The sequence below is a fragment of the Cellulomonas telluris genome (assembly GCF_004886325.1).
Classification (GTDB): Bacteria; Actinomycetota; Actinomycetes; order Actinomycetales; family Cellulomonadaceae; genus Cellulomonas; species Cellulomonas telluris.
The window spans coordinates 554,073-576,218 of the sequence record NZ_QXFN01000004.1 but is presented as its reverse complement, the minus strand read 5'-3'; the positions used below and the strand labels follow the sequence as shown (position 1 = coordinate 576,218).

Sequence of the window (22,146 nt, the reverse complement as noted above, 5' to 3'; positions counted from 1 at the left end):
CACCGGCACCGACGTCAGGGAGGACGCATGGACGGCATCGTCGTCGCGGTGGGAGGGTCCGCCGGCGGTCAGGTGATCGCCTGGGCCGCGGCCGAGGCGCGGGACGCCGGGCTCCCGCTCACGGTCCTGCACGTCCTGCCCGGGCGGGGCCGCGCGGACGAGCGCGGACGACGTGCCCGGGAGCTGCGGGCCGAGCTCGAGGAGCGCAGCGCCGCCGCCTGCTCCCGTGCGGGCGCCGACGTCACGGTGCACGTGCAGGTCGAGGCCGCCGACTCCGTCGCGGACGTCCTGCGCGGCACGGCCGCGCAGATGCTCGTGGTCGGCCGGCACGGCCGGCGGCGCAGCCCCGGCAGGATCGGGACCGCCGTGCTGGAGCACGCCCGCGTGCCCGTCACGGTCGTGCCGCACGACGAGGAGGGCGACGGGCAGCCGTGGTCCGGCCCGGTCGTCGTCGGTGTCGACGGCTCCCGACCCGGCGGTTCCGCCCTGCGGCACGGCGCGGAGGTGGCACGCCGGCGCGAGGGCGTCCTCGAGGCCGTCCTCGCCTGGCAGATGACCACCCTCGCCCCGCTGCCCGGCAAGGAGTTCGGCTACGTGCCGCCCCTCGACGAGTACGAGCGCCACGCCGCGACCCTCCTCGACCGCGCGCTCGCCGAGTCGGGCGTCGACGTGCCGCAGGACCGTCTCGTGCGCTCGGTCGTGCACGCCCCACCCGGCCGGGCCCTGCTCGAGGCCGCCGCCCGCGCCGAGCGCGTGGTCGTGGGTCACCGCGGCCGCAGCGGCCTCGACCGGGTGCTGCTCGGCGCGGTGAGCCGCGAGCTCGCGGGACGGGCGGCGTGCCCGGTGACGGTGGTGCGCTGACCGGAGCAGGTGACTGCGCCTAGGTGCGGGCCTCGGTGCGCCGGGGCTTCAGCCGGTCCGGGGCGTCACCGGCCGGGACCCAGTCGCAGGTGAACGTCCCGCGGTAGCCGAAGAGGAACCCGAACACCGGGTTGCGCACCTCGAGGTCGACGTGGAACGCCTCGTCCTCGTCGGACCAGTGCTCGCGCAGGGTGGCGCGTCCGCTGAACAGCATCGGGAAGCGGAACCCGACCCGACCCTCGTAGAAGCGCTGCGCACCGGTCCGCACCACCAGGCCTCCGCGGTCGTCGACCTCGAGGTCGAGGTCCACCGCGAGGTGCTGGTGGGTTCCCAGGTAGTCGAGCACGCGCCCGTCGACGAGCACCATCGTGGCGTCGAAGCGCGCGGTGCGGCCGGGCCGTGTCGTGTACGTGCGGACGAACGTGACGGTCTCGCGCCCCAGCTCGTCGCGGTACGGGTAGTTCTCGATCGTGAACGGGATGTCCTGCCCGACGTCGGGCACGAGGATGTTGCGCAGCCGCCCGATCTGCAGGAAGGGCACGGTCCACCACGGGCCGCGCCGGATCGTGGACATGACGCCGCGGCCCACGCACGCCTCGCCGGCGTCGAGGCCGACCCCGAACCGGCGGCGCATCATCGGGTGCAGGCGCTGGAAGTCGGCGCCGAGCGCCTGTTCGAAGAGCGAGGTCATGGTGCCTCCCCGGGTTCGGGCAGGGCGGCGAGGGTCGCCGGCGCGTCCTGCAGGTGGTCGTCGCGGCGGGTGCCGCCGGCGGGTGCGCGCAGGGTTCGCGAGGCACGCGGGCGGTCGGGGCGCCAGACCCACAGGACGCTGACCAGCGGCCAGGCCTCGGGCTCGGTCCCCGTCTCGAGCCAGATCCGCAACCGGTCGAAGCTCCACGCGGTGGCCCAGCCGAGGAGCGGGCGGACGACGACGTCGAGCGGCCCCCACCCGGGGTCGTAGTCGTACCCGGTGAGGAAGCGGGTGCGCCCGGTCCCGTCCGGCACGTAGCGCCAGTACCCCCGGCCGGCGCGGATGGGGGAGAGCGGGTCGTCCGTCCCGAAGCGCAGGGCGGAGGTGCGGGTCCCGTCCGGGCGCCGGCGCTCGCCGATGCTCACCCCGGTCCCGCGCACGTCCCGCAGCGGCGTGCGCCGCACATAGGTGAACCGGGCCGCCCCGTCCGCGTCCGCCGGCTCCGGCACGATCTCCGAGAACCGCAGGTCCCACCGCACGTGCCGGCGCGGGTCCTGGGTGGCCTGCCAGAGGGTGTCGACGTCGACGGCGACCACCGTCTCGACGTAGATGCCCCGGCCCGTCACGTGTGGGAGCGTACCCACACGGCTGATCCGCGCGGGCGCGTCCGTCGGACCCTGGTCGGAGGACCGTGCCGTGGCGGTGCTGTACGCCGAGCGGCCGACGGCCTGCCCCTGCCCCGCTGGGTGATCGGTTTCGCGCCGGACGGGTGGGGGCGCAGACGCCGGGCCGCCCGGCCCGGGCGGCGCGGCTCAGGCCTCGCGCACCGCCTCGCCCGCGATCTCGATCCGCACCTTGCGGCCGACGAGCCAGCCGCCGGTGTCCAGGGCCACGTTCCACACGAGGCCGTAGTCCTCACGGTTGATCTCGGTGGTCGCGGAGAAGCCGAAGATGTCCCGGCCGTACGGGTCCCGGCGGGCTCCGCCGAAGTCGAGGTCGAGCGTGACCTCGCGGCTCACGTCGCGGATCGTGAGGGCGCCGACGACCGTGAAACGGCCGCCGACGCCGACCTCCCGCTCGACGAGCTCGGTGGCGACGGGGGAGCGCTCGGGCAGGTGGCGACGCAGGCGTGCCCACTGCGCGATCGCGTCCTCCTGCGCGCGCCGCTCGACCCGGGTGCTGCGGAACTCGATGGCCGGGTAGCGCTCGACGTCGAGGAAGTCGGCGCTGCGCAGGTGCTGGTCACGCTCGGCATGGCCGGTCGTGAGGCTGTCGGTCCGGATCCACGCCTGGACGGCGGACCGGAGCGGGTCCTCACCGACGGCGATGCGGGCGTCGGCCTCGACGAACTCGCCCCGGACCGGGCTGACCATCATGTGCTGGGCGACGAAGCCGACCCGCTTGTGCGCGGCGTCGAGCGCGTAGGTGCCCGGCGCGGGGATCGTCATGCCCTTCCAGCGGCGCGTCGCCGGCGGTGTGCTCTCCGTCATGTGTCGTCCTCGGTCCTCGTGCCTGCGGCGCCGCTCGGGCCTGCCTGACCGTGGGTGCCGCCGCTCCGGGACCGGGTCGACGGAGGACGGCCGCCGTCGGCCCGCGTGCGCGGGACAAGGTCCATGCGCACGCATCGACTCACATTCTGGGGCCTCGCGGCCTGCACGCCAACGTGCGGCGTGTCGGCACCTCGTCCCGGGGCTGCGCCGGGACCGGCCGTTCGAGCGACACGTCGCTTCGCGCTTGCGTGGCATCCCGCGGTCGTCGTCCTCTGCGCCACGTCCGACGGCGTCCGGCCGTCGACCGCCAGGGGCTCCGTGGCGGGCCGGCGTCGCGACCTCCGACCCCGACGAGAGACGGGGCGTGCCGGTCATCGCGCCGTGGCGAGGTCCTTGCGCAGCACGACGAAGACGAGGTCGTCCCGGCGCGGCCGGCCGAACCGCTCGTCGCCGTACGGGAACGGCCGGGTCTCGCCCGTGCGGACGTAGCCGCGCCGCTCGTACCACCCGATCAGCTCGGGCCGCTGGGCGATGACGGTCATCTCCATCTGCGCCGAGCGCCACTCCGCGACCGCGCGCCGCTCGGCCTCGCGCATCAGCGCCCCGCCCGTCCCGGCGCCCTGCAGCCCCGGCCGCACGGCGAACGAGCCCAGGTACGCCGTCGTCGCGTCGGTGCGTCGGACGTGGCAGCAGCACACGATCACGCCGTCCGTGCCGATCGCGAGCAGGAGCCGGCTCCCTGGATCGGCCAGGATCTCCGCGACCGCCTCGGTATCGGTGCGCTGCCCGTCGAGGAGGTCCGCCTCCGTCGTCCACCCCGCCCGGCTGGCCTCGCCCCGGTAGGCCGCGTCCACCAGCGAGACGACCGCGGGGACGTCGGCGCCGGTCGCGTCGCGGTACGCGACGGTGCGGGCGGGTGCGTCCGGGGTGCTCACGGGCGCCCATGCTCGCACGGCCCGCGGCCGGGACCTCCCGGGGGAGCAGGCCGCGGACGAGGGCCGCGGCGTCCCTCGTTCAGCCGCGCACGGGGTCTCCGGCGCACGCCACCCGGTCCCGGCCGGCCGCCTTCGCCGCGTACATCGCCTCGTCGGCCGTCCGCAGCAGGTCGTCCGGCGACCCGCCCGGGTGCAGCGCCGCGACGCCGGCGCTCACCGTGACGCACACCGTCCCTGTCCTGGCCGGAACCGCGATCTGCGCGCAGCGGGTGCGCAGGTCCTGCGCGCGGCGCGCCGCCGCTCCCGGGTCGAGACCGGGGAGCAGCAGGACGAACTCCTCGCCGCCGAGCCGCGCCGAGGTCTCGCCCGGGCCGGTCGACTCGGCGAGCACCCGACCCACCTCGGCGAGCACCTGGTCTCCCACCCCGTGGCCGTGCGCGTCGTTCACCGCCTTGAAGTGGTCGACGTCGAGCAGCGCGACGCTCAGGGGCCGGCCGCTCGCGGCCGCGTCGTCGGCCGCGGCCGCCAGCCGCTCCTCGAGCGCACGGCGGTTGTGCAGCCCGGTCAGCCCGTCGCGCGTCGCCTGGTCGACGAGCTCGGCGCGCAGCCGCTCCAGCTCCGTCACGTCGCGCATCACCACCACGGTGCCCGCGGCCCGGCCCACCGCGTCGGTCAACGGGGTCACGCGCACGTCGAGGACGGCGCCCGAGTCGGTCGTCAGCGTTCCCGGTCCGCTCCGGAGGGCGTCGATCGCGACACGCGCGGGCCGTGGCAGAGCCTCGCCGTCCTCCTGCAGCCGTACGCCCTGCAGGTCGCCGAGCAGTGCGTGAGCCGCGGGGTTCGCGTCGAGCACCCGGCCGCGCGGGTCGAGCACGACGACGGCGTCGTCGAGCACCTCCAGCACCTGGCGGGTGCTCACCGGCACCGTCGCGCTGTGCCCGCCGAACCGCTCCACCCAGGACCAGATGGCGGCACTGACCAGGAAGAAGACGGGAGTCAGGTGAGGGCGCTCCGGACGCGCGGCAAGCAGGGTCGTGAGGACGTTCCCGACGGCCGGGACCGTCGCGGCGAGCGCCGCCACGACGAACACGTGCCGGTGCCCGGGGACGGCCCGGACCATCGCCGCCAGGGCGAGTGCGATCCCGGCGCCGATGAGCACGTAGCAGTAGGCCGAGTGGAGCCAGTACAGCGGCCCCACGCCGACCTGCACCGTCCCGCCGTCGACGGCGACGCGCAGGAACGCCTCGTGCCACGGGTTGCTCGCCAGCACGGCGAGCAGGAGCGTCGGGTGCACCAGGAGGAGCACCGCCGCTCGACGGCTGAGCCGGCGTCCGGTCAGCACGACGAAGTACCAGTACGCGGCGGCGGTGACCGCCGCCGCGCCGGGGAAGACCAGGTAGTGGAGCACCACGGTCCCCGGCACGGAGGCCCGGGCGACGTGCAGCAGGGCGCGGGCCGTCGCCCACGAGGACGCGCCGAACATCATGACCGCCAGGGGCAGGGCCAGGGGAGAGGTGCGGCTGCGGCGCAGCACGAGCACACCTGTCCAGGTCGCCACGACGGCGGCGAGCAACGAGACGACCTCGACGACCGTGGGCACGTGTACCTCCGGTGCACCCATCGGCCGTGATCGACAGCACGTGAAGGGCGCGCCCCGTTCGTGTCGGGCGACCGCGGCCGAACGGTCGAACGGCGCCGGCCCGCACGCGCCCCGCGGGTCCGCGTCCGGGGCGTCGTCGACGCGTCCCGTCGGGGTGCACCTCGCTGCTCGCCGGGCTGCGCCTGCCGCCGCGGGCGGGGACCGGGCACCCGTAAGGTCCTGTCATGGGAATCGTTATCCATGTCTCCGTCCACGGGTCCGACGACGCCGCCGGGACCCCGGACGCTCCTCTGCGCACGATCGACCGCGCGGCCCAGCTCGCTCGTCCCGGTGACACCGTCACCGTCCACGCCGGCACCTACCGCGAGTGGGTCCGGCCCCGCCGCGGCGGCCGCAGCGACGACCGGCGCATCACCTACCAGGCCGCCCCCGGCGAGCACGTGCGCATCACGGGCTCCGAGCAGGTCACCGGCTGGGAGCCGGTCGGCGGCGGCGTGTGGCGCGTCGAGGTGCCGAACACGCTGTTCGGCGAGGTCAACCCGTTCGCCGTGGAGGTCGACGGCGACTGGATCGTCCGCCCGGGCCGTGACGAGCCGAAGAAGCACCTGGGGGCCGTCTACCTCGACGGCCGTCGTCTCCTCGAGGTCGCGAGCGTCGACGCCGTCGCGTCCGCGCCGCGCCGCACCGAGATCGTGGACGACTGGACCGGCACCACCGTCCCCGTCCCCGACCCGGACTGGACGCAGCGGGTGTGGCACGCCGAGGTGGGCGCCGACGTCACGACGATCCACGCGGCCTTCGGCGACGCCGACCCGAACGCCGCGCTGGTCGAGATCAACGTGCGCCGCGCGGTGTTCTTCCCCGAGGAGCACCACGTCGACTTCATCACCGTCCGCGGCTTCGAGCTCGCGCAGGCCGCGACGCAGTGGGCGCCGCCGACGGCGAACCAGCCCGGCCTGATCGGCCCCAACTGGGCGCACGGCTGGGTCATCGAGGACAACGACATCCACGACGCGACGTGCTCGGCGGTCTCCCTGGGCAAGGAGGCCTCGACGGGTGACAACTGCGCCTCCGACCGCGGCGACAAGCCGGGCTACCAGTACCAGCTGGAGTCGGTGTTCTCCGCCCGCCAGATCGGCTGGGACCGCGAGCACATCGGCTCGCACGTCGTGCGCCGCAACCACATCCACCACTGCGGCCAGAACGCGGTCGTGGGGCACCTGGGCTGCGTGTTCTCGCGCATCGAGGACAACCACATCCACGACATCGCGAACGACCGCGAGTTCTACGGCCACGAGATCGCGGGGATCAAGCTGCACGCGCCCGTCGACGTCGTCATCGCGGGCAACCACATCCACGACTGCTCGCTGGGCATCTGGCTGGACTGGCAGACGCAGGGCACGCGCATCACGCGCAACGTGCTGTGGGACAACAGCCGGGACCTGTTCGTCGAGGTCAGCCACGGCCCGTACGTCGTGGACCACAACGTGCTGGCGTCGCCCGTCTCGGTCGAGAACCACAGCCAGGGCGGTGCGTACGTGCGCAACCTGCTGTGCGGGACGGTCGGCCTCAAGCAGATGCTCGACCGGGCGACGCCGTACCACCGCCCGCACTCCACGCAGGTCGCCGGCTACGCCATCATCCTGACCGGCGACGACCGCTGGATCGGCAACGTCTTCGCGGCCGGCGACCTCGACGCGGCGTACGCGCCGGAGTCGTGGGGCCGCATCGGCTCGCAGACCGGCACCAGCGCGTACGACGGCTACCCGACGTCGCTCGAGCAGTACCTGACGGAGATGGGCGACCGCTGGGACGGCGACCACAACCGCTTCGGCAGCCGCGTGCAGCCGTACTGGTCGCGCGGCAACGTGTTCGTCGGCGGCGCCCGCCCCGCGGACGTCGAGTCGGACCCGCTGGTGCTCGACAGGCCGGCGCGCGTCGAGGTCCTCGCGCAGGGTGACGAGCTCTGGCTGGAGGTCGACGTCCCCGGCGCGGACGCCGCCGTGCTCGACGTGGTCACGGGCGCCGACCTGCCGCCCACGCGTCTGGTCGGGGCCGACTTCGAGGCGCCCGACGGCAGCACGCTGCGCATCGACACCGACCTGGTCGGTGACGCGCTCGACGGCCCGCGGCCGGCCGGACCCCTGGCCGGCGGCCTGTCCGGCGTGAGGGTCCGCCTGGCGTGACCGGCATCCGCACGCCCCCGTGCCCGAGCTGGGCGCGGGGGCGTGCGGCACGTCCCGAGCCGTCGGCGTCTCGGGCCGGGCCGGGCCGTCGAGCTCGCCATGCCGCGGCTGCACAGTGATGCAGCGTGTCGCGACCCACGTCCTCACCGACGGCAACGGCTGCTGCACCCGTCGCTGCATCCCCGGGCGCGCACAGCAGAGAAGCCGCCCCGGATCTCTCCGTGACGGCTTCTGAGCTGCGGTGATGCTGGTGGGCGATACTGGGTTCGAACCAGTGACCTCTTCCGTGTCAGGGAAGCGCGCTACCGCTGCGCCAATCGCCCGGGGTGGGGGAGTGCTGAGAGGTGGAGACGGGATTCGAACCCGTGTATACGGCTTTGCAGGCCGCTGCCTCGCCTCTCGGCCACTCCACCGGTGAGACCGGAGTCCTCAACGGCTCGGGAGCCGACTGGGGTGATCCTCCGAGCGGACGACGGGATTCGAACCCGCGACCCTCACCTTGGCAAGGTGATGCTCTACCACTGAGCCACGTCCGCACATCTCCGTCCCGCCGTTTCCGGCGTTCCGGGGTGCGTCGAAGACTCTAGACCAGGTTCGACGCAGGAGTCCAACTGGCTCCGGTGTGCCCTGGACCACGTCCCGCGCGACGGCCGGGCGACGTCCGGACGAACCGGCGTGGAACGGTCGCCGACGCGTCGGTGCAGGCCGCGGCCGGGAGGACGGACGGGCCGCCTCCCCGGCCCGGCCCGTCGGTAGGTTGTCGGGCGTGCCCGCCCCCTCGTCGCCCCGGCCCGGCCGCGCCTGGTTCGCGGGCGTGCGGGCGACCGGGGTCGTCGAGCACGTCGACGTCCGCGCCGACCCGGAGGCGCTCGCGGCGCCGGGCTGGTGGGCGCTCGTCGGCACCTTCGAGGGCCGGGTCGACGCCTGGCGGTTCGCCGACGTGACGACGGGCGCCGGATCCGACGCCGCGGTCGGGCGCGCGCCGTCGTGGCGGGGTCCCGCGCCGGACTCCTGGACCACGTCCCTCGACCGCGACGCGTACGTGGCGGCGGTCGACCGCGTGCGCCACCACGTGCGCGAGGGCGACGTCTACCAGGCGAACCTCTGCCGCGTGCTGTCCGCGCCCCTCCCCGGCGATGACGGACCGCCCGACGCGGGGGCGCTGGCCGCCCGCCTCGCGGCGGGCAACCCCGCCCCCTACGCCGGCGCGGTGCACGTCCCGGGCCGCGGGGACGACCCGGGCTGCTGGGTGGTCACCGCCTCGCCGGAGCTGTTCCTGCGCGTCCAGGACGGCGCGCTGACGTCCGCGCCGATCAAGGGCACCGCGGCGACGGCGACCGGCCTCACCGCCAAGGACCGCGCGGAGAACGTCATGATCACCGACCTCGTGCGCAACGACCTGCAGCGCGTCTGCCGCCCGGGGACCGTGCGCGTCGCGCAGCTGCTCGACGTCGAGGAGCACCCCGGGCTGGTCCACCTCGTCTCGACCGTGACCGGCGAGCTCGCGGACGACGTGCGCACCGCCCCCGACGTCGCCGCGCGCGTCCTGGACGCCACCTACCCGCCCGGCTCGGTGTCGGGGGCGCCGAAGAGCTCGGCGCTGCGCCTCATCGACGCGCTCGAGCCGGTGCCGCGCGGGCCCTACTGCGGCCTGGTGGGGTGGTGGCGCGTCGACGACGACGGCGACGTGCGCGCCGAGCTGGCCGTCGGCATCCGCACGTTCTGGTGGGCGGACGGCGTCCTGCGGTTCGGCACCGGCGCCGGCATCACCTGGCACAGCGACCCGGCGGGGGAGTGGACGGAGACCGAGCTGAAGGCGGCGCGGCTCGTCGGGCTCGCCTCCACGGGCACCACGCCCCACCCGCACGAGGGCACGGTGGCAGGATGACGACCGTGGAGCACGTCATCTGGGCCGGTGGCCGCCTGCACGCACCCGAGGACGCGGTGCTGTCGGCGACGGACCACGGCCTGACGGTCGGCGACGGCGTCTTCGAGACCTGCGCCGTGTACGACGGCCGGGCGTTCGCCCTGACCCGCCACCTCGCGCGCCTGGAGCGCTCCGCCGCCGGCCTCGGCCTGCCGCCCGTGCCGGCGGACGTCGTGCGGCGGGCCGTCGACGAGGTGCTGGCGGCCGCGCCCGCCGCGGGCCGCCTGCGCATCACGGTGACGGGCGGCCCCGGCCCGATGGGGTCGTTCCGGCTGCCTCCCGAGGAGCAGCGCCCCACTGTCGTGGTGGTCGCCGGGCCCGCGCGCCGGAGCGAGACGTCCCGGGTCGTCCGCGTCCCGTGGGTGCGCAACGAGCGGTCCGCCGTCGCCGGGCTGAAGACGACGTCCTACGCGGAGAACGTCGTGGCCCTCGCCCGGGCCTACGCCGCGGGTGCCGACGAGGCGCTGCTGGCGGACACCCGCGGGCGGCTGTCGGAGGGCACGGGCTCGAACGTGTTCGTCGAGTCCGGCGGCGAGCTGCTGACGCCCTCCCTGGAGACCGGGTGCCTCGCGGGGATCACGCGCGAGCTCCTGCTCGAGTGGGGTGCGCAGGCGGGGCTGCCCGTGCGTGAGGCGACCCCCGAGGAGCTGCCGTGGGAGGTGCTCGACGAGGTCGCCGCCGGCGGCGCGCACCTCGCCCTGAGCGGCTCGATCCGCAACGTCTGCCCGGTGGTGCGTCTGGACGACGTCGACGTGACCCCCGGGCCCCTGTCGCTCGAGGCCCAGCGGATCTTCCAGGCGCGCGCGCAGGACGACCTCGACCCCTGATCCCGGTGCGGGGACGACGACGGCCGGCCCACCCGAGGGGCGGACCGGCCGGCGGCGGTGCGCTGGGGTCAGGCGGTCAGCAGCGCGGCGATCAGCGCGCTGATCTCGCCCTCCATGCGGTCGGACTCCGAGCCGCTCGGCACGAGCGCCTCGGTCGCGGCGAGGAAGCGCATGAGCGGCTCCGTCGACGCCGCCAGCAGCGCGCTGCCCTCGACCCCGCTGAGGGAGACGAGCGTGTAGTCGGGGTCGTCGTCGCGCCACACCTGGACGTCCCCGGCGCCGGCGGGCGCGTCGGCCGTGGCGTGCACCCCGAGCGCGAGCAGCTCGCGCCCCAGCAGCCACGTGGACATCGTGTGCGCACCCGTGAAGACGGCCCGCACGGTGTAGGGGTCGCTGATCCGGAAGGAGAGCTCCGCCGACACCGGGATGACGCTGGCGTCGGACCCGATCAGCTGCATGGCGACGACCTCGACGACGTCGTACGACGAATCCGTCATCGGGTCCTCCTGGTGGCTGGCGCCCACACCTGGGCTCGGAGTTCACATCATGGCAGCGGACCTGCCCGTTTGGACCGGTCCGTGCACACAGTTCACCCGCCCGGACGTGCAGCAGGCAGCACGGTCCCCCCGTCGGTCCCTCGCGCAGGCTAGTGGCGCGGCACGCCGCTGACCAGAGCCGGACGTGCGCGCCCGCGCCCGCGTCGACGCCGCGCACGGCGGGTGCCCGTCGCGGCCGTGCCGTGACCGTTTCGCCAACAGCCCTCGACGTCGGCTAGCATCGTGCACCGCAGCGGCCCACGGGCTGCGGCTGCGGGCGATTGGCTCAGTGGTAGAGCGCCTCGTTCACACCGAGGAGGTCACTGGTTCGAACCCAGTATCGCCCACCCTCTGCGAAGGCCCCCGACCTGGTCGGGGGCCTTCGTCGTCCCGGGCACCACCCGCTCGGTGACGGTCAGGACCGGGTGCAGGACTAGCCGACCGGATCCTCCCGCTTTGGCCTCACCCCCGGGGGGTGGGGCCGATGTGGGCTGCGGTGCGCAAGGTCGTCGCTGCGTCGAGCGCGGTGGCGCTGGCGATGGTGACGCTGGTCCTGGTGCCGGCGGCGGTGTCCGCGGCGCCCACGGTGCCGTTCACCCCGCGGTTCTCGGCCAACGCCAACGGCGCGATGGTGACGGTCGGCAACAACCTGCTGACGTGCCCCGCGTCGTCCTCGTGCGCGAGCGCCCAGAACGGGGGCGGCCGCGGACAACAACGCCTTCGCGATGGTGCACCTCGACGCCGACGGGGTCGCCGGCACGACGAACTCCTCCGCCTCGCAGCTGGACCTCCCGCCCGGCGCGACCGTCCTGTGGGCCGGCCTGTACTGGGGCGCGCGGCTGCAGGCCGGCACCGGTGGGCAGGCCGGGAACGCGAACGCGATCGACCGGGTGTCGCTGCGCGCGCCGGGCGACGCCGCGTACCGGACGGTGACCGCGTCGCAGGCGGCCCGTGACCAGTTCGGCCCCAACCCCGGCAGCTACAACGCCTACCAGCGCTTCAGCGACATCACGGCGATCGTGCGTGCGGCCGGCAACGGGACGTACTGGGGAGCGAACGTGGCGGCCGCGACGGGCCGGGACCGGTACGCGGGCTGGGCCATGACGGTCGTCTACTCGGCGCCCGGTCTGCCGCTGCGCAACCTCACGGTGTTCGACGGCTTCGACGTCGTGCAGCAGGGGCGGCCGCAGTCCGTGACCGTCGCGGGCTTCCTCGCGCCGCGCTCCGGCACGGTGGACGCGCAGCTGACGATGCTCGTCTACGAGGGCGACCTGTCGCAGACGGGCGACTACACGCGGCTCAACTCGACGCAGCTGGCCACACCGCTGTCCCCGGGGTCGAACTTCTTCGACTCCAGCAACGACGTGAGCGGCACCTCGGTGGCCACCCGGACCCCCGCGCACCGCAACATGCTCGGTGTCGACATCAAGAACCTCGGTGCGTCGGGCGCCATCCGCAACAGCGCGACGAGCGCGACCTTCACGTTCTCGTCCAACGGCGACGTCTACTACCCGGGCGTCGTGGGGCTGGCCATCAACCTCTACGCACCCGACTTCAGCGCGTCCTCGAAGTCGGTGGTGAACACGAGCGGGAACACCCCCGCACGTCCCGGGGACGTCCTGCAGTACACGCTGGGGTACGCCAACACCGGGCAGGACGCCGCCGTCGACGTCGTCTCCGAGGACGTCCTGCCCCCGGGGACCACCTACGTGCCCGGGTCGCTGGCGCTGGTCGACCCCGCGACGGGCGCGACCACGGCGCTGAGCGACGACGCGGGGGACGACCGCGGCGAGGTGGACGGACGCACGGTGCGCGTCCGGCTCGGTGGCGGGGCCGGTGCGTCGGCGGGCGGCCGCATGGCGTGCTCGGGCTCCGGCTGCACGGGCGACGGCACGTCCCGCCAGGGGTACACGTTCCGCGTGCGGCTCGACGCGGCGGGCGGCGGCACCACCGTCGTGAACACCGCGACCCTCGACTACGCGACCGAGACCACGGGCACGGAGGCCACGTACACGACGAACCCCGCCGCCACGGAGGTCGCCCAGCAGGCCGACGTGTCGATCGCGAAGGTGATGACGCCCGACCCGGCACCGGTCGGCTCGGCCGTCACGGCCACGCTCACGGTCCGCAACGACGGCCCCAACACCGCCACGGGCGTGACGGTGGCGGACACCCCGCCCGCCGGGTGGGAGGGCGTCACAGCCTCGACGACGCAGGGCTCGTGCGCCGTCACCGACGGCACGGTCGGCTGCTCGCTGGGCGACCTGGCGGACGGGGCGACCGCGACGGTGACCCTCACCGGGACGACGGCGGCGGGCTCGACGGCGACGGCGCTGACCAACGTGGCGTCCGTCAGCACGACGGCGGTCGACCCGGCCCCCGCCAACAACGTCTCCGGGGACACGGTCGTCCTCACCCGCGAGGCCGACCTCGTGGTCGCGAAGACCGTCGCCCCCGGCACGTACCGGGCGGGCGAGCCCGTCCGGAGGGTCGTCACCGTCACGAACCAGGGACCGTCGGACGCGCAGGGCGTGATCGTCGACGACGTCGTCGACGACCCTGCGCTCGCGACCTTGACCGGGATCAGCGGCGCGGACTGCGCGCTGCGGTCCGCCGCCGCCGTGCGCTGCACGCTGCCGCGGCTGGCGGCGGGCGCCGCCGCGACGATCACGGTCGACGGCGTCCTCGCCACCGGGCTCGGGCCGCAGGCGACGGTCGGCAACACCGCCTCCGCCGCGGCGGCGACGCCCGACCCGGCCCCGCTCGACAACACAGCGCGGGCGTCGCTCACCACCGCCGAGCCCGCGGCCGACGTGCGCGTGACGAAGACCGGTCCGGCGAGCGTCGTCGCCGGCAGCTCGATCACCTGGACCGTGACCGCCACGAACTGGGGCCCGTCCGACGCCGCGGAGGTGACGGTCGCCGACAGCGCACCGCCCGGCGTCACGTTCACCGGCGCCTCGACCTCGCGCGGCACCTGCACCACGACCGCCGGTGCCGTGAGCTGCCCGGTCGGGACCCTGCCGGCCGCGGGACCGGGCCCGGACGGCGCGCTGCGGCCCGGTGCCGACGCGACGATCACCCTGACGGGCACCGTCGCCCCCGACGCCACGGGCGCGCTGTCGAACACCGCGACGGCGACCGCGGCGACCGCCGACCCGCTCGAGGGCGACAACGCCGCGACCGCCAGCACGCAGGTCACCGCGGAGTACGACCTGGCCGTGTCGAAGACGGCGAACCGCAGCGCGCTGCCCGGGCAGGACCCTCCGGACACCCGACCCGTCCGCTACGTCGTCACGGTGACGAACAACGGGCCGTCGACGGCGACGGGCGTGGTCCTGCGCGACCTCGTGCCGACGGCGCTGCGCCTGGACGCCGTCACGGTGGTCGCGCCCGCCGAGGGAACGTGCTCCGAGCGCGAGCCGACGGCCGAGCCCGCCCAGGCCCTGGTCACCTGCGAGCTCACGTCCCCGCTCCCACCCGGTGAGAGCCGGACCGTCGAGGTCGACATGACCGCGACCACGAACCTCGCGGCGATCGGCGAGCCCGTGACGCAGACCGTGACCGTCGACGCCCCGGGCGACACCACCCCGGACAACGACACGGCGACGTGGGTCCTGAGCGGCGACCCGTCCAGCGACCTGTCCCTGACCAAGACGGCGGACGCGCAGGTCACGGCCGGCGGGACCGCCGAGTACGACCTCGTGGTCACCAACAACGTCGTCGACCCGGACGAGCCCGAGAACAACTACACCGCACTGCGCCCGGTCGTCACCGACACCCTGCCGCCCGGGGTGACGTACGTGTCCGCGTCGGGCGACGGGGCGTGCACCGCGGCCGGGCGGGAGCTGACCTGCCGGCTGGACGCGGACCTGGCCGTCGGGGCGTCCGCCGCCCTCACCGTGACGGTCGCGGTCGACCCCGCCCTCGCGGACGGCACCACGCTGGTCAACGCCGCGTCGGTCCGGTCCGCCAACCCGGAGACGAACCCCGACGACAACCCGGCGAACAACACCGCCGAGGCGACCAGCGTCGTGCGGGCCCTCGCCGACGTCGCGGTCACCGCCCTCACCGTCGACCCGCTGGACGACGCCTGGACGGGGCCCGGCACGCAACGGGCCGTCCACCTGAGCCTGAGGAACGAGGGGCCGTCGACGGCCCGCGCGGTGACGTTCCGCCTCACGCGCGCCGTCGACGCGTTCGTCGTCGACCCGGGGACGCAGCCGCCGGACTGCGTCAACACCGGGCGCGAGGTCGAGTGCACGGTCGGCGACCTCGCCCCCGGGCAGACGGTGGACGTCGACTACGTCATCGAGGTCTCCCCGGACGCGCAGCCGGGCTCCTACCCGGAGACCGTGGTCGCCTCGACCGCGACGGCCGAGTCCACACTCGACAACAACGAGCGGGACGCCGAGATCGTCGTGGGGACCGCCGTCACCGACCTCGAGGTCACCAAGACCCCGCTCGGCACGGTGCCGAACCCGTACGAGGCGCAGGACCCGCACCCGGCCTTCGTCGCCGGCGGCGCCTTCGGCTACCGCATCGAGGTCCGGGTCCCGGCGGCGCCCGACGACGCACCGGCCGGCGCCGGCTACGCCAGCGCCCGCGACGTCGTGCTCGACGACCTGCTCCCGCCCGGCTTCGTCGCCCGCTCGGTCACCGTCACCGGCGGCGCGCTGTGCGCCCTCAGCCCCGTCGTCGGCCCCGAGGGCGTGCGGAGCAGCCTGTCCTGCGACCTCGGCACCGTGCCCGGGTTGGCGGGGACGGCGGCGCCGCCCTCGGCCGTCGTCACGGTCACCGGCACGCTCCACCCGGACGCGAACGACCTCAACGGCGGGGACGTGTACGCCGAGCAGGTCCTCAACACGGCCGTCGTGACCTCGGGGACCGCCCTCGTCGGCGACCGCCCCGACGCGCGCGGCACGGCGTCCGTCGACGTCGTCGAGACCGCCGACCTCACGGTCGTCAAGACGCCCGACGCGGGCACGGTGACCGCCGGCGGGAGCATCGGGTACACCCTGACCGTCCTCAACGCGGGCCCGTCCGGCGTCGAGCACGCCGTGGTGTCCGACCGCCTCCCCGTCGGGTTCACCCTCGACCGCGCGCGGTCCGACTGCGAGCCGCCGCGCGTCACGGGCGGGGTGGACGAGACGCAGGCGCAGCCGGTGGTGCCCGACGGCCCCGGTGAGGAGTTCCGCTGCCGGCTCGGGGAGGTGGACGCCCGCGGGCAGGCGTCCGTCCACGTCGTCGCCACCACCGACCCGACGCTCGCCCCGGGGACGTACACCAACACGGCCACGGTCGGACTGCTGGCGAACGAGGCCGACCCGACCGACAACACGACCACGGCCGACGTCACGGTCGCGCGCCTGACCAACCTCGCCATCTCGTCGTCGGTGTCCACCACGACACCGGCGGCCGGCCAGGACGTCACGTTCACGGCGTTCTCCGTCAACAACGGCCCGTCGACGGCGGTCGGCACCACCGCGGACACGACGTTCCCGCCCGGCTTCGTCCCCGTCAGCGTCGACGTGCCGCTCAACGACTGCACCTGGAACCGGCAGCCGCCCGCCGACCCGCGCTCCGTCCCGTGGGAGGACTTCCGGTACGTGCTGCACTGCGAGCCGGCAACGCCGGGTGCGCAGTGGGAGCCCGGCGGCTCGGCGACCAACGTCGTCGTCATGCACGTGCCCGGCGACACCCCGGGAGGGGAGTACTCGGGCGAGTCGGTGATCCGCTCGCAGACCCCGGAGACCACCCTCGAGGACAACACGACCGGCCAGACCGTCCTGGTGCAGCACGTCTCGGACATGCGGGTCACCAAGGAGCTCGTCGAGCCGGACCCGATGGTCGCCGGGGCGCCTGCGACGTGGCGGCTCACCGTCACGAACGACGGTCCGTCCGTCGCCGAGAGCGTCGTCGTCTCCGACAACGTGCCCGACGGCATGACGTTCGTGGCGGCCGGCGTCGAGGGCGGGCAGGCGTGCCCGCCGCCCGAGCCGCACACCACGACCGCGGGGGACACGGAGACGATCGTCCGCTGCCCGGTCGGCACGCTCGGGGTGGGCCAGTCGGCGTCGGTGCTCGTCACGTTCACCGTCGGCGCCGGCCAGGTCGGCGACGAGCTGTGCAACGACGCGGTCGTCGGCTCCGGGTCGCTCGACCCCGACGCCGCCGACAACGAGGCGCAGGTGTGCGCCGTCGCGACGGGCCTCGCCGACGTCTCCCTGACCCTGACGCCCGAGTCCCAGACCCGTGCGTCCGGCGAGCGCGCCGAGCTCACCGCCACCGTCCGCAACGAGGGCCCGAGCACGGCGTCCGACGTGGTCGCCACGCTCGAGCTGCCCCCGGGCTTCACCGACTACTCGGGCGAGGCGGTCGCGTGGCCCGACGGACGGCCGCAGCCGCCCGACGGGGTCGTCGGGTCGCTCACCTTCGCGGTGGGGGACCTCGCTCCGGGGGAGCAGGTCGAGTACCGGGTCGTCGGCACGGTCTCCGGAGCCCCTGGGGACGTCCTGCCCGTCGAGGGGGTCGAGACGCAGGCCGGCGACGACCCCGTCCCGGCCAACGACGCGGACACGGCCCAGGTGCTCCTCGTCGCGGGCCCGCCGCCGACGCCCGCACCGTCCCCGACGACACCCTCGACCGAACCGCCGCCGTCCACGGACCCGCCACCCGCGGCGGCCGGGGACGACCCGTCCGACCGGGGGCGTGCACGCCGGCTCCCCGTCACCGGCACCGACCCGGGGCTGGCCCTGCTCGCCGCCCTCACCGCGGTCGCCGCCGGCGCCGCCCTGCTCGGCCTGCGTCGCCGCCGCTCGGGCTGACCCGGGCGCAGGTCGAGGGCGTGGCGGCGGCCCCGCCCTCGACCTGCGCGGACGCACGTGCGTGGAAGACTCGCCGCGTGGACTTCCTCTCCGCCTACGCCCACGGATTCGCCCGCGTGGCGGCGTGCACGGTGCCCGTGCGCGTCGCGGACCCCGTCGCCAACGCGGCCGCAGTGCTCGACGCCGCACGGCGGTGCCACGACGACGGCGTGGCGGTCGCCGTCTTCCCGGAGCTGTGCCTGTCCGGGTACGCCATCGACGACCTGTTCCTGCAGGACACGCTGCTCGACGCGGTCGACACCGCGCTGCGCGAGGTCGTCGCGGCCTCCGTCGACCTGCGGCCCGTCCTGGTCGTGGGCGCACCGCTCGTGCACGGCACGCGCCTGCTCAACGCGGCCGTCATCGTCCACCGCGGCCGCGTGCTCGGCGTCGCCCCCAAGGCGCACCTGCCCACCTACCGGGAGTTCTACGAGCGCCGCTGGTTCGCCCCCGGGGACGACGTGCGCGGCACGACCGTCGTCGCGGGCCAGGAGGCACCGATCGGCACCGACCTGCTGTTCGCCGCGAGCGACGTCCCGGACCTCGTGCTCCACGTCGAGGTCTGCGAGGACATGTGGGTCCCCGTGCCGCCCAGCGCGACCGCCGCGCTCGCGGGCGCCACCGTGCTGGCCAACCTCTCGAGCAGCCCGATCACGGTCGGGCGCGCCGAGGAGCGCCGCCTGCTCGTCCGGTCGGCGTCGGCCCGCTGCCTCGCCGCGTACGTGTACGCGGCGGCGGGCCAGGGGGAGTCGAGCACCGACCTGTCCTGGGACGGGCAGACGCTCGTGTACGAGATGGGCGAGCTGCTGGCGGAGGGCGACCGGTTCCCGGACGGCGCGCTGCTGACCGTGGCGGACGTCGACCTCGCACGGCTGCGCCAGGAGCGGCTGCGCATGGGCACGTTCGACGACAACCGGCGCGCGCTCGGCATGGCGGCGGCCGGCGGCGACCGGCGCACCGTGCCCTTCACGCTCGAGCCCCCGACGGGCGACGTCGGCCTGCGCCGGGCCGTCGACCGGTTCCCGTTCGTGCCGGACGACCCCGAGCGGCTCGCGCTCGACTGCTACGAGGCCTACAACATCCAGGTGTCCGCGCTCGAGCAGCGGCTGCGGTCGATCGGGAACCCGAAGATCGTGATCGGCGTGTCCGGCGGCCTGGACTCGACGCACGCGCTGATCGTCGCCGCGAACGCCATGGACCGGCTCGGCCGCCCGCGCAGCGACATCCTCGCCTTCACCATGCCCGGCTTCGCGACCAGCGAGACGACCAAGGGCAGCGCGCTGGCGCTCATGGAGGCGCTCGGCACCACGTACGAGACGATCGACATCCGCCCCGCCGCCCTGCAGATGCTCACGGACCTGGGGCACCCCGCGGGCGAGGGCGCCGACGTGTACGACGTGACGTTCGAGAACGTCCAGGCCGGGCTGCGCACCGACTACCTGTTCCGTGCGGCGAACCAGCGCGGCGGCATCGTCCTCGGCACGGGCGACCTGTCCGAGCTCGCGCTCGGGTGGTGCACGTACGGCGTCGGCGACCAGATGTCGCACTACGGGGTCAACGCGGGCGTGCCCAAGACGTTCATCCAGCACCTCATCCGCTGGGTCGTCGGCGAGGGGCACTTCGACGACGCGACCAACGCGGTGCTGCTGCGCGTGCTCGAGCAGGAGATCTCGCCCGAGCTCGTCCCCGTGCGCGAGGGCGAGCGCATGCAGAGCACCGAGGACGTCGTGGGCCCGTACGGGCTGCAGGACTTCACGCTGTTCCAGGTGCTGCGGTACGGCATGCGCCCGTCGCGGATCGCGTTCCTCGCGTGGCACGCGTGGCACGACGCGACGGCGGGGGCGTGGCCGCCGGGGTACCCGCAGGAGCGGCGCGCGCAGTACGACCTCGCCGAGATCCGGCACTGGCTGCAGGTGTTCGTCCGCCGGTTCTTCGCCCACCAGTTCAAGCGCTCCGCGCTGCCGAACGGGCCGAAGGTCAGCGCCGGCGGCACGCTGTCCCCGCGCAGCGAGTGGCGCATGCCGTCGGACGCGAGCGCGGCCGCGTGGCTGGCGGAGATCGAGGCGCGCGTGCCCGAGCGCCTGCCCTGACGAGCGGTTTGCCGTACGGGCCGCGCGGGCCGGGTCGGTAGCATCGACCCGCCCGCTCGGCGCCCCGCCGACCTGCCGCGCCCCGCGGCGCGGGCGCACGACAAGGAGCCTGGACCCGTGCCCGAACTCATGGACCTCACCGTCGACGGCGTCGCACGACAGGTGGAGGCGGGCACGACGGGCACGGACCTGTTCGGCGACCGCCGCGAGGTCGTCGTCGTGCGCGTCGACGGCGACCTCAAGGACCTCGCGCTGCCGCTGCCGGCGGGCGCGAGCGTCGAGGCCGTCACGATCGACTCGCCGGACGGCCTCGCCGTGCTGCGGCACTCGGCCGCGCACGTCCTCGCGCAGGCCGTGCAGGAGGTCAACCCGAAGGCGCGCCTGGGCATCGGCCCGCCGATCACCGACGGCTTCTACTACGACTTCGACGTCGAGACCCCGTTCACGCCCGAGGACCTCAAGGCCCTCGAGAAGGTGATGAACCGCATCGTCAAGGAGGGCCAGACCTTCCGGCGCTGGGACGTCTCCGAGGCGCAGGCGCGCGAGGTGCTCGCCGACGAGCCGTACAAGCTCGAGCTCATCGGGCTCAAGGGCGAGGCGACGGACGCCGCCGAGGGCGCGTCCGTCGAGGTCGGGCTCGGCGGCCTGTCCATCTACCAGAACGTCCGGGGCGCCGGCCGCGAGTCCGAGGCGGTCGTCTGGCAGGACCTGTGCCGCGGCCCCCACCTGCCCAGCACCCGCCTGATCGGCAACGGCTTCCAGCTGACCCGGTCCGCGGCGGCGTACTGGCGCGGCTCCGAGAAGAACCCCCAGCTGCAGCGCGTGTACGGCACCGCGTGGCCGACGAAGGACGAGCTCAAGGCCTACCTCGAGCGGCTCGCCGAGGCCGAGCGCCGCGACCACCGCCGGCTCGGCAACGAGCTCGACCTGTTCTCCTTCCCCGAGGAGATCGGCTCGGGCCTGTCGGTGTTCCACCCCAAGGGCGGCATCGTCCGCATGGAGATGGAGCAGTACTCGCGCCGCCGGCACGTCGAGGCGGGCTACTCCTTCGTGAACACCCCGCACATCACCAAGGAGCAGCTCTTCCAGATCTCCGGGCACCTGGACTGGTACGCCGACGGCATGTACCCGCCCATGCAGCTCGACGAGGAGCGGGACGCCGACGGGCACGTCAAGCGGGCGGGGCAGAACTACTACCTCAAGCCCATGAACTGCCCGATGCACAACCTGATCTTCCGGTCGCGCGGGCGCTCGTACCGCGAGCTGCCGCTGCGCCTGTTCGAGTTCGGGACCGTGTACCGGTACGAGAAGTCCGGCGTCGTGCACGGGATGACCCGCGGCCGCGGGTTCACGCAGGACGACGCGCACATCTACTGCACCCGCGAGCAGATGCGCGACGAGCTGACGAGCCTGCTCACGTTCGTCCTGGACCTGCTCAAGGACTACGGCCTCGACGACTTCTACCTCGAGCTGTCGACCCGCAACCCCGAGAAGTCGGTCGGGTCGGACGAGGTGTGGGAGGAGGCCACCGAGACGCTGCGCTCGGTCGCCGAGGCCTCGGGCCTCGACCTCGTCCCGGACCCGGGCGGCGCGGCGTTCTACGGCCCGAAGATCTCGGTGCAGGCGAAGGACGCGATCGGCCGCACCTGGCAGATGTCGACGATCCAGCTCGACTTCAACCTGCCCGAGCGGTTCGAGCTCGAGTACACGGCGCCGGACGGCTCGCGCCAGCGCCCCGTCATGATCCACCGCGCGCTGTTCGGCTCGATCGAGCGGTTCTTCGCCGTGCTGACGGAGCACTACGCGGGCGCCTTCCCGGCGTGGCTCGCGCCCGTGCAGGTGCTCGCCGTGCCCGTCGCCGAGCCGTTCGAGCCGTACCTCGACGAGGTGGTCGCGCGCCTGCGTGCGCAGGGCATCCGCGCCGAGGTCGACCGGTCCGACGACCGCTTCGGCAAGAAGATCCGCAACGCCAGCACGCAGAAGATCCCGTTCGTGCTGATCGCGGGCGGCGAGGACGCCGAGGCCGGCGCCGTGTCGTTCCGCTACCGCGACGGCCGGCAGGACAACGGCGTGCCCGTCGACGAGGCGGTCGAGCGCATCGTCGCCGCCGTCCGCGACCGCGTGCAGGTCTGAGCGG

Annotated in this window: 14 protein-coding genes and 4 tRNA genes; 8 read left to right on the top strand and 10 right to left on the bottom strand. The window is 74.6% G+C overall.

Going from position 1 to position 22,146, the window contains the following annotated elements; translation table 11 throughout:
• Positions 1–27: 27 nt before the first annotated feature.
• The gene (locus FB586_RS14845; protein ID WP_136520081.1) at positions 28–861 is read left to right on the top strand and encodes a universal stress protein; all 834 of its coding nucleotides are present in this window, start codon (positions 28–30) and stop codon (positions 859–861) included.
• 19 nt (positions 862–880) lie between these two features.
• Here FB586_RS14845 and FB586_RS14840 read toward each other — a convergent pair whose 3' ends face one another.
• The 5 genes from FB586_RS14840 to FB586_RS14820 all read right to left on the bottom strand — a co-directional run bounded on the left by FB586_RS14840 (position 881) and on the right by FB586_RS14820 (position 5,577).
• Positions 881–1,552 carry a DUF4166 domain-containing protein gene (locus tag FB586_RS14840; protein WP_136520080.1) on the bottom strand — a complete coding sequence of 224 codons (672 nt, stop codon included), beginning with the start codon at positions 1,550–1,552 and terminating at the stop codon, positions 881–883.
• Positions 1,549–2,178, bottom strand: a complete 630-nt coding sequence (locus FB586_RS14835) for an SRPBCC family protein (RefSeq protein WP_246036788.1) — start codon at positions 2,176–2,178, stop codon at positions 1,549–1,551. The genes FB586_RS14840 and FB586_RS14835 overlap by 4 nt, the downstream gene beginning before the upstream one ends.
• A gap of 186 nt (positions 2,179–2,364) precedes the next feature.
• A complete protein-coding gene (locus FB586_RS14830) occupies positions 2,365–3,042 on the bottom strand; it encodes a YceI family protein (RefSeq protein ID WP_136520079.1) in 678 nt (225 codons plus the stop codon).
• Positions 3,043–3,413: 371 nt separating this feature from the next.
• On the bottom strand, positions 3,414–3,977 hold the full coding sequence (locus FB586_RS14825; RefSeq protein ID WP_136520078.1) for a GNAT family N-acetyltransferase: 564 nt from the start codon (positions 3,975–3,977) through the stop codon (positions 3,414–3,416).
• Positions 3,978–4,056: 79 nt separating this feature from the next.
• A complete protein-coding gene (locus FB586_RS14820; protein WP_168800569.1) occupies positions 4,057–5,577 on the bottom strand; it encodes a histidine kinase N-terminal 7TM domain-containing diguanylate cyclase in 1,521 nt (506 codons plus the stop codon).
• Positions 5,578–5,801: 224 nt separating this feature from the next.
• Between FB586_RS14820 and FB586_RS14815 the strand changes: the two genes are divergently transcribed.
• On the top strand, positions 5,802–7,763 hold the full coding sequence (locus tag FB586_RS14815) for a right-handed parallel beta-helix repeat-containing protein (protein WP_136520076.1): 1,962 nt from the start codon (positions 5,802–5,804) through the stop codon (positions 7,761–7,763).
• A gap of 248 nt (positions 7,764–8,011) precedes the next feature.
• On the opposite strand, the gene FB586_RS14810 is transcribed toward FB586_RS14815, so the two are convergent.
• From FB586_RS14810 to FB586_RS14800, 3 genes are all read right to left on the bottom strand, one after another.
• Positions 8,012–8,086, bottom strand: a tRNA-Val gene (locus FB586_RS14810).
• A gap of 19 nt (positions 8,087–8,105) precedes the next feature.
• Positions 8,106–8,176 (bottom strand) — tRNA-Cys (locus FB586_RS14805).
• Between the two features lie 51 nt (positions 8,177–8,227).
• Positions 8,228–8,299, bottom strand: a tRNA-Gly gene (locus tag FB586_RS14800).
• 230 nt (positions 8,300–8,529) lie between these two features.
• Between FB586_RS14800 and FB586_RS14795 the strand changes: the two genes are divergently transcribed.
• Positions 8,530–9,651, top strand: a complete 1,122-nt coding sequence (locus FB586_RS14795) for a chorismate-binding protein (protein WP_136520075.1) — start codon at positions 8,530–8,532, stop codon at positions 9,649–9,651.
• 5 nt (positions 9,652–9,656) lie between these two features.
• Positions 9,657–10,517 carry an aminotransferase class IV gene (locus FB586_RS14790; RefSeq protein ID WP_136520269.1) on the top strand — a complete coding sequence of 287 codons (861 nt, stop codon included), beginning with the start codon at positions 9,657–9,659 and terminating at the stop codon, positions 10,515–10,517.
• A gap of 68 nt (positions 10,518–10,585) precedes the next feature.
• Here the strand turns inward: FB586_RS14790 and FB586_RS14785 are convergent, their stop codons facing one another.
• Positions 10,586–11,014 (bottom strand): SsgA family sporulation/cell division regulator, encoded by a 429-nt coding sequence (locus FB586_RS14785; protein ID WP_136520074.1) that lies wholly within the window; start codon positions 11,012–11,014, stop codon positions 10,586–10,588.
• A gap of 314 nt (positions 11,015–11,328) precedes the next feature.
• Here FB586_RS14785 and FB586_RS14780 point away from each other — a divergent pair.
• Positions 11,329–11,400 (top strand) — tRNA-Val (locus tag FB586_RS14780).
• 115 nt (positions 11,401–11,515) lie between these two features.
• Here FB586_RS14780 and FB586_RS14775 read toward each other — a convergent pair.
• The gene (locus FB586_RS14775) at positions 11,516–11,698 is read right to left on the bottom strand and encodes a hypothetical protein (RefSeq protein WP_136520073.1); all 183 of its coding nucleotides are present in this window, start codon (positions 11,696–11,698) and stop codon (positions 11,516–11,518) included.
• A gap of 80 nt (positions 11,699–11,778) precedes the next feature.
• On the opposite strand from FB586_RS14775, the gene FB586_RS14770 reads away from it, so the two are divergent.
• From FB586_RS14770 to thrS, 3 genes are all read left to right on the top strand, one after another.
• The gene (locus FB586_RS14770) at positions 11,779–17,880 is read left to right on the top strand and encodes a DUF11 domain-containing protein (RefSeq protein WP_136520072.1); all 6,102 of its coding nucleotides are present in this window, start codon (positions 11,779–11,781) and stop codon (positions 17,878–17,880) included.
• Between the two features lie 77 nt (positions 17,881–17,957).
• Positions 17,958–20,009, top strand: a complete 2,052-nt coding sequence (locus tag FB586_RS14765; protein ID WP_136520071.1) for an NAD(+) synthase — start codon at positions 17,958–17,960, stop codon at positions 20,007–20,009.
• 129 nt (positions 20,010–20,138) lie between these two features.
• Positions 20,139–22,142, top strand: coding sequence for a threonine--tRNA ligase (gene thrS, locus FB586_RS14760; RefSeq protein WP_136520268.1), 2,004 nt, complete (start codon positions 20,139–20,141; stop codon positions 22,140–22,142).
• Positions 22,143–22,146: the final 4 nt, after the last annotated feature.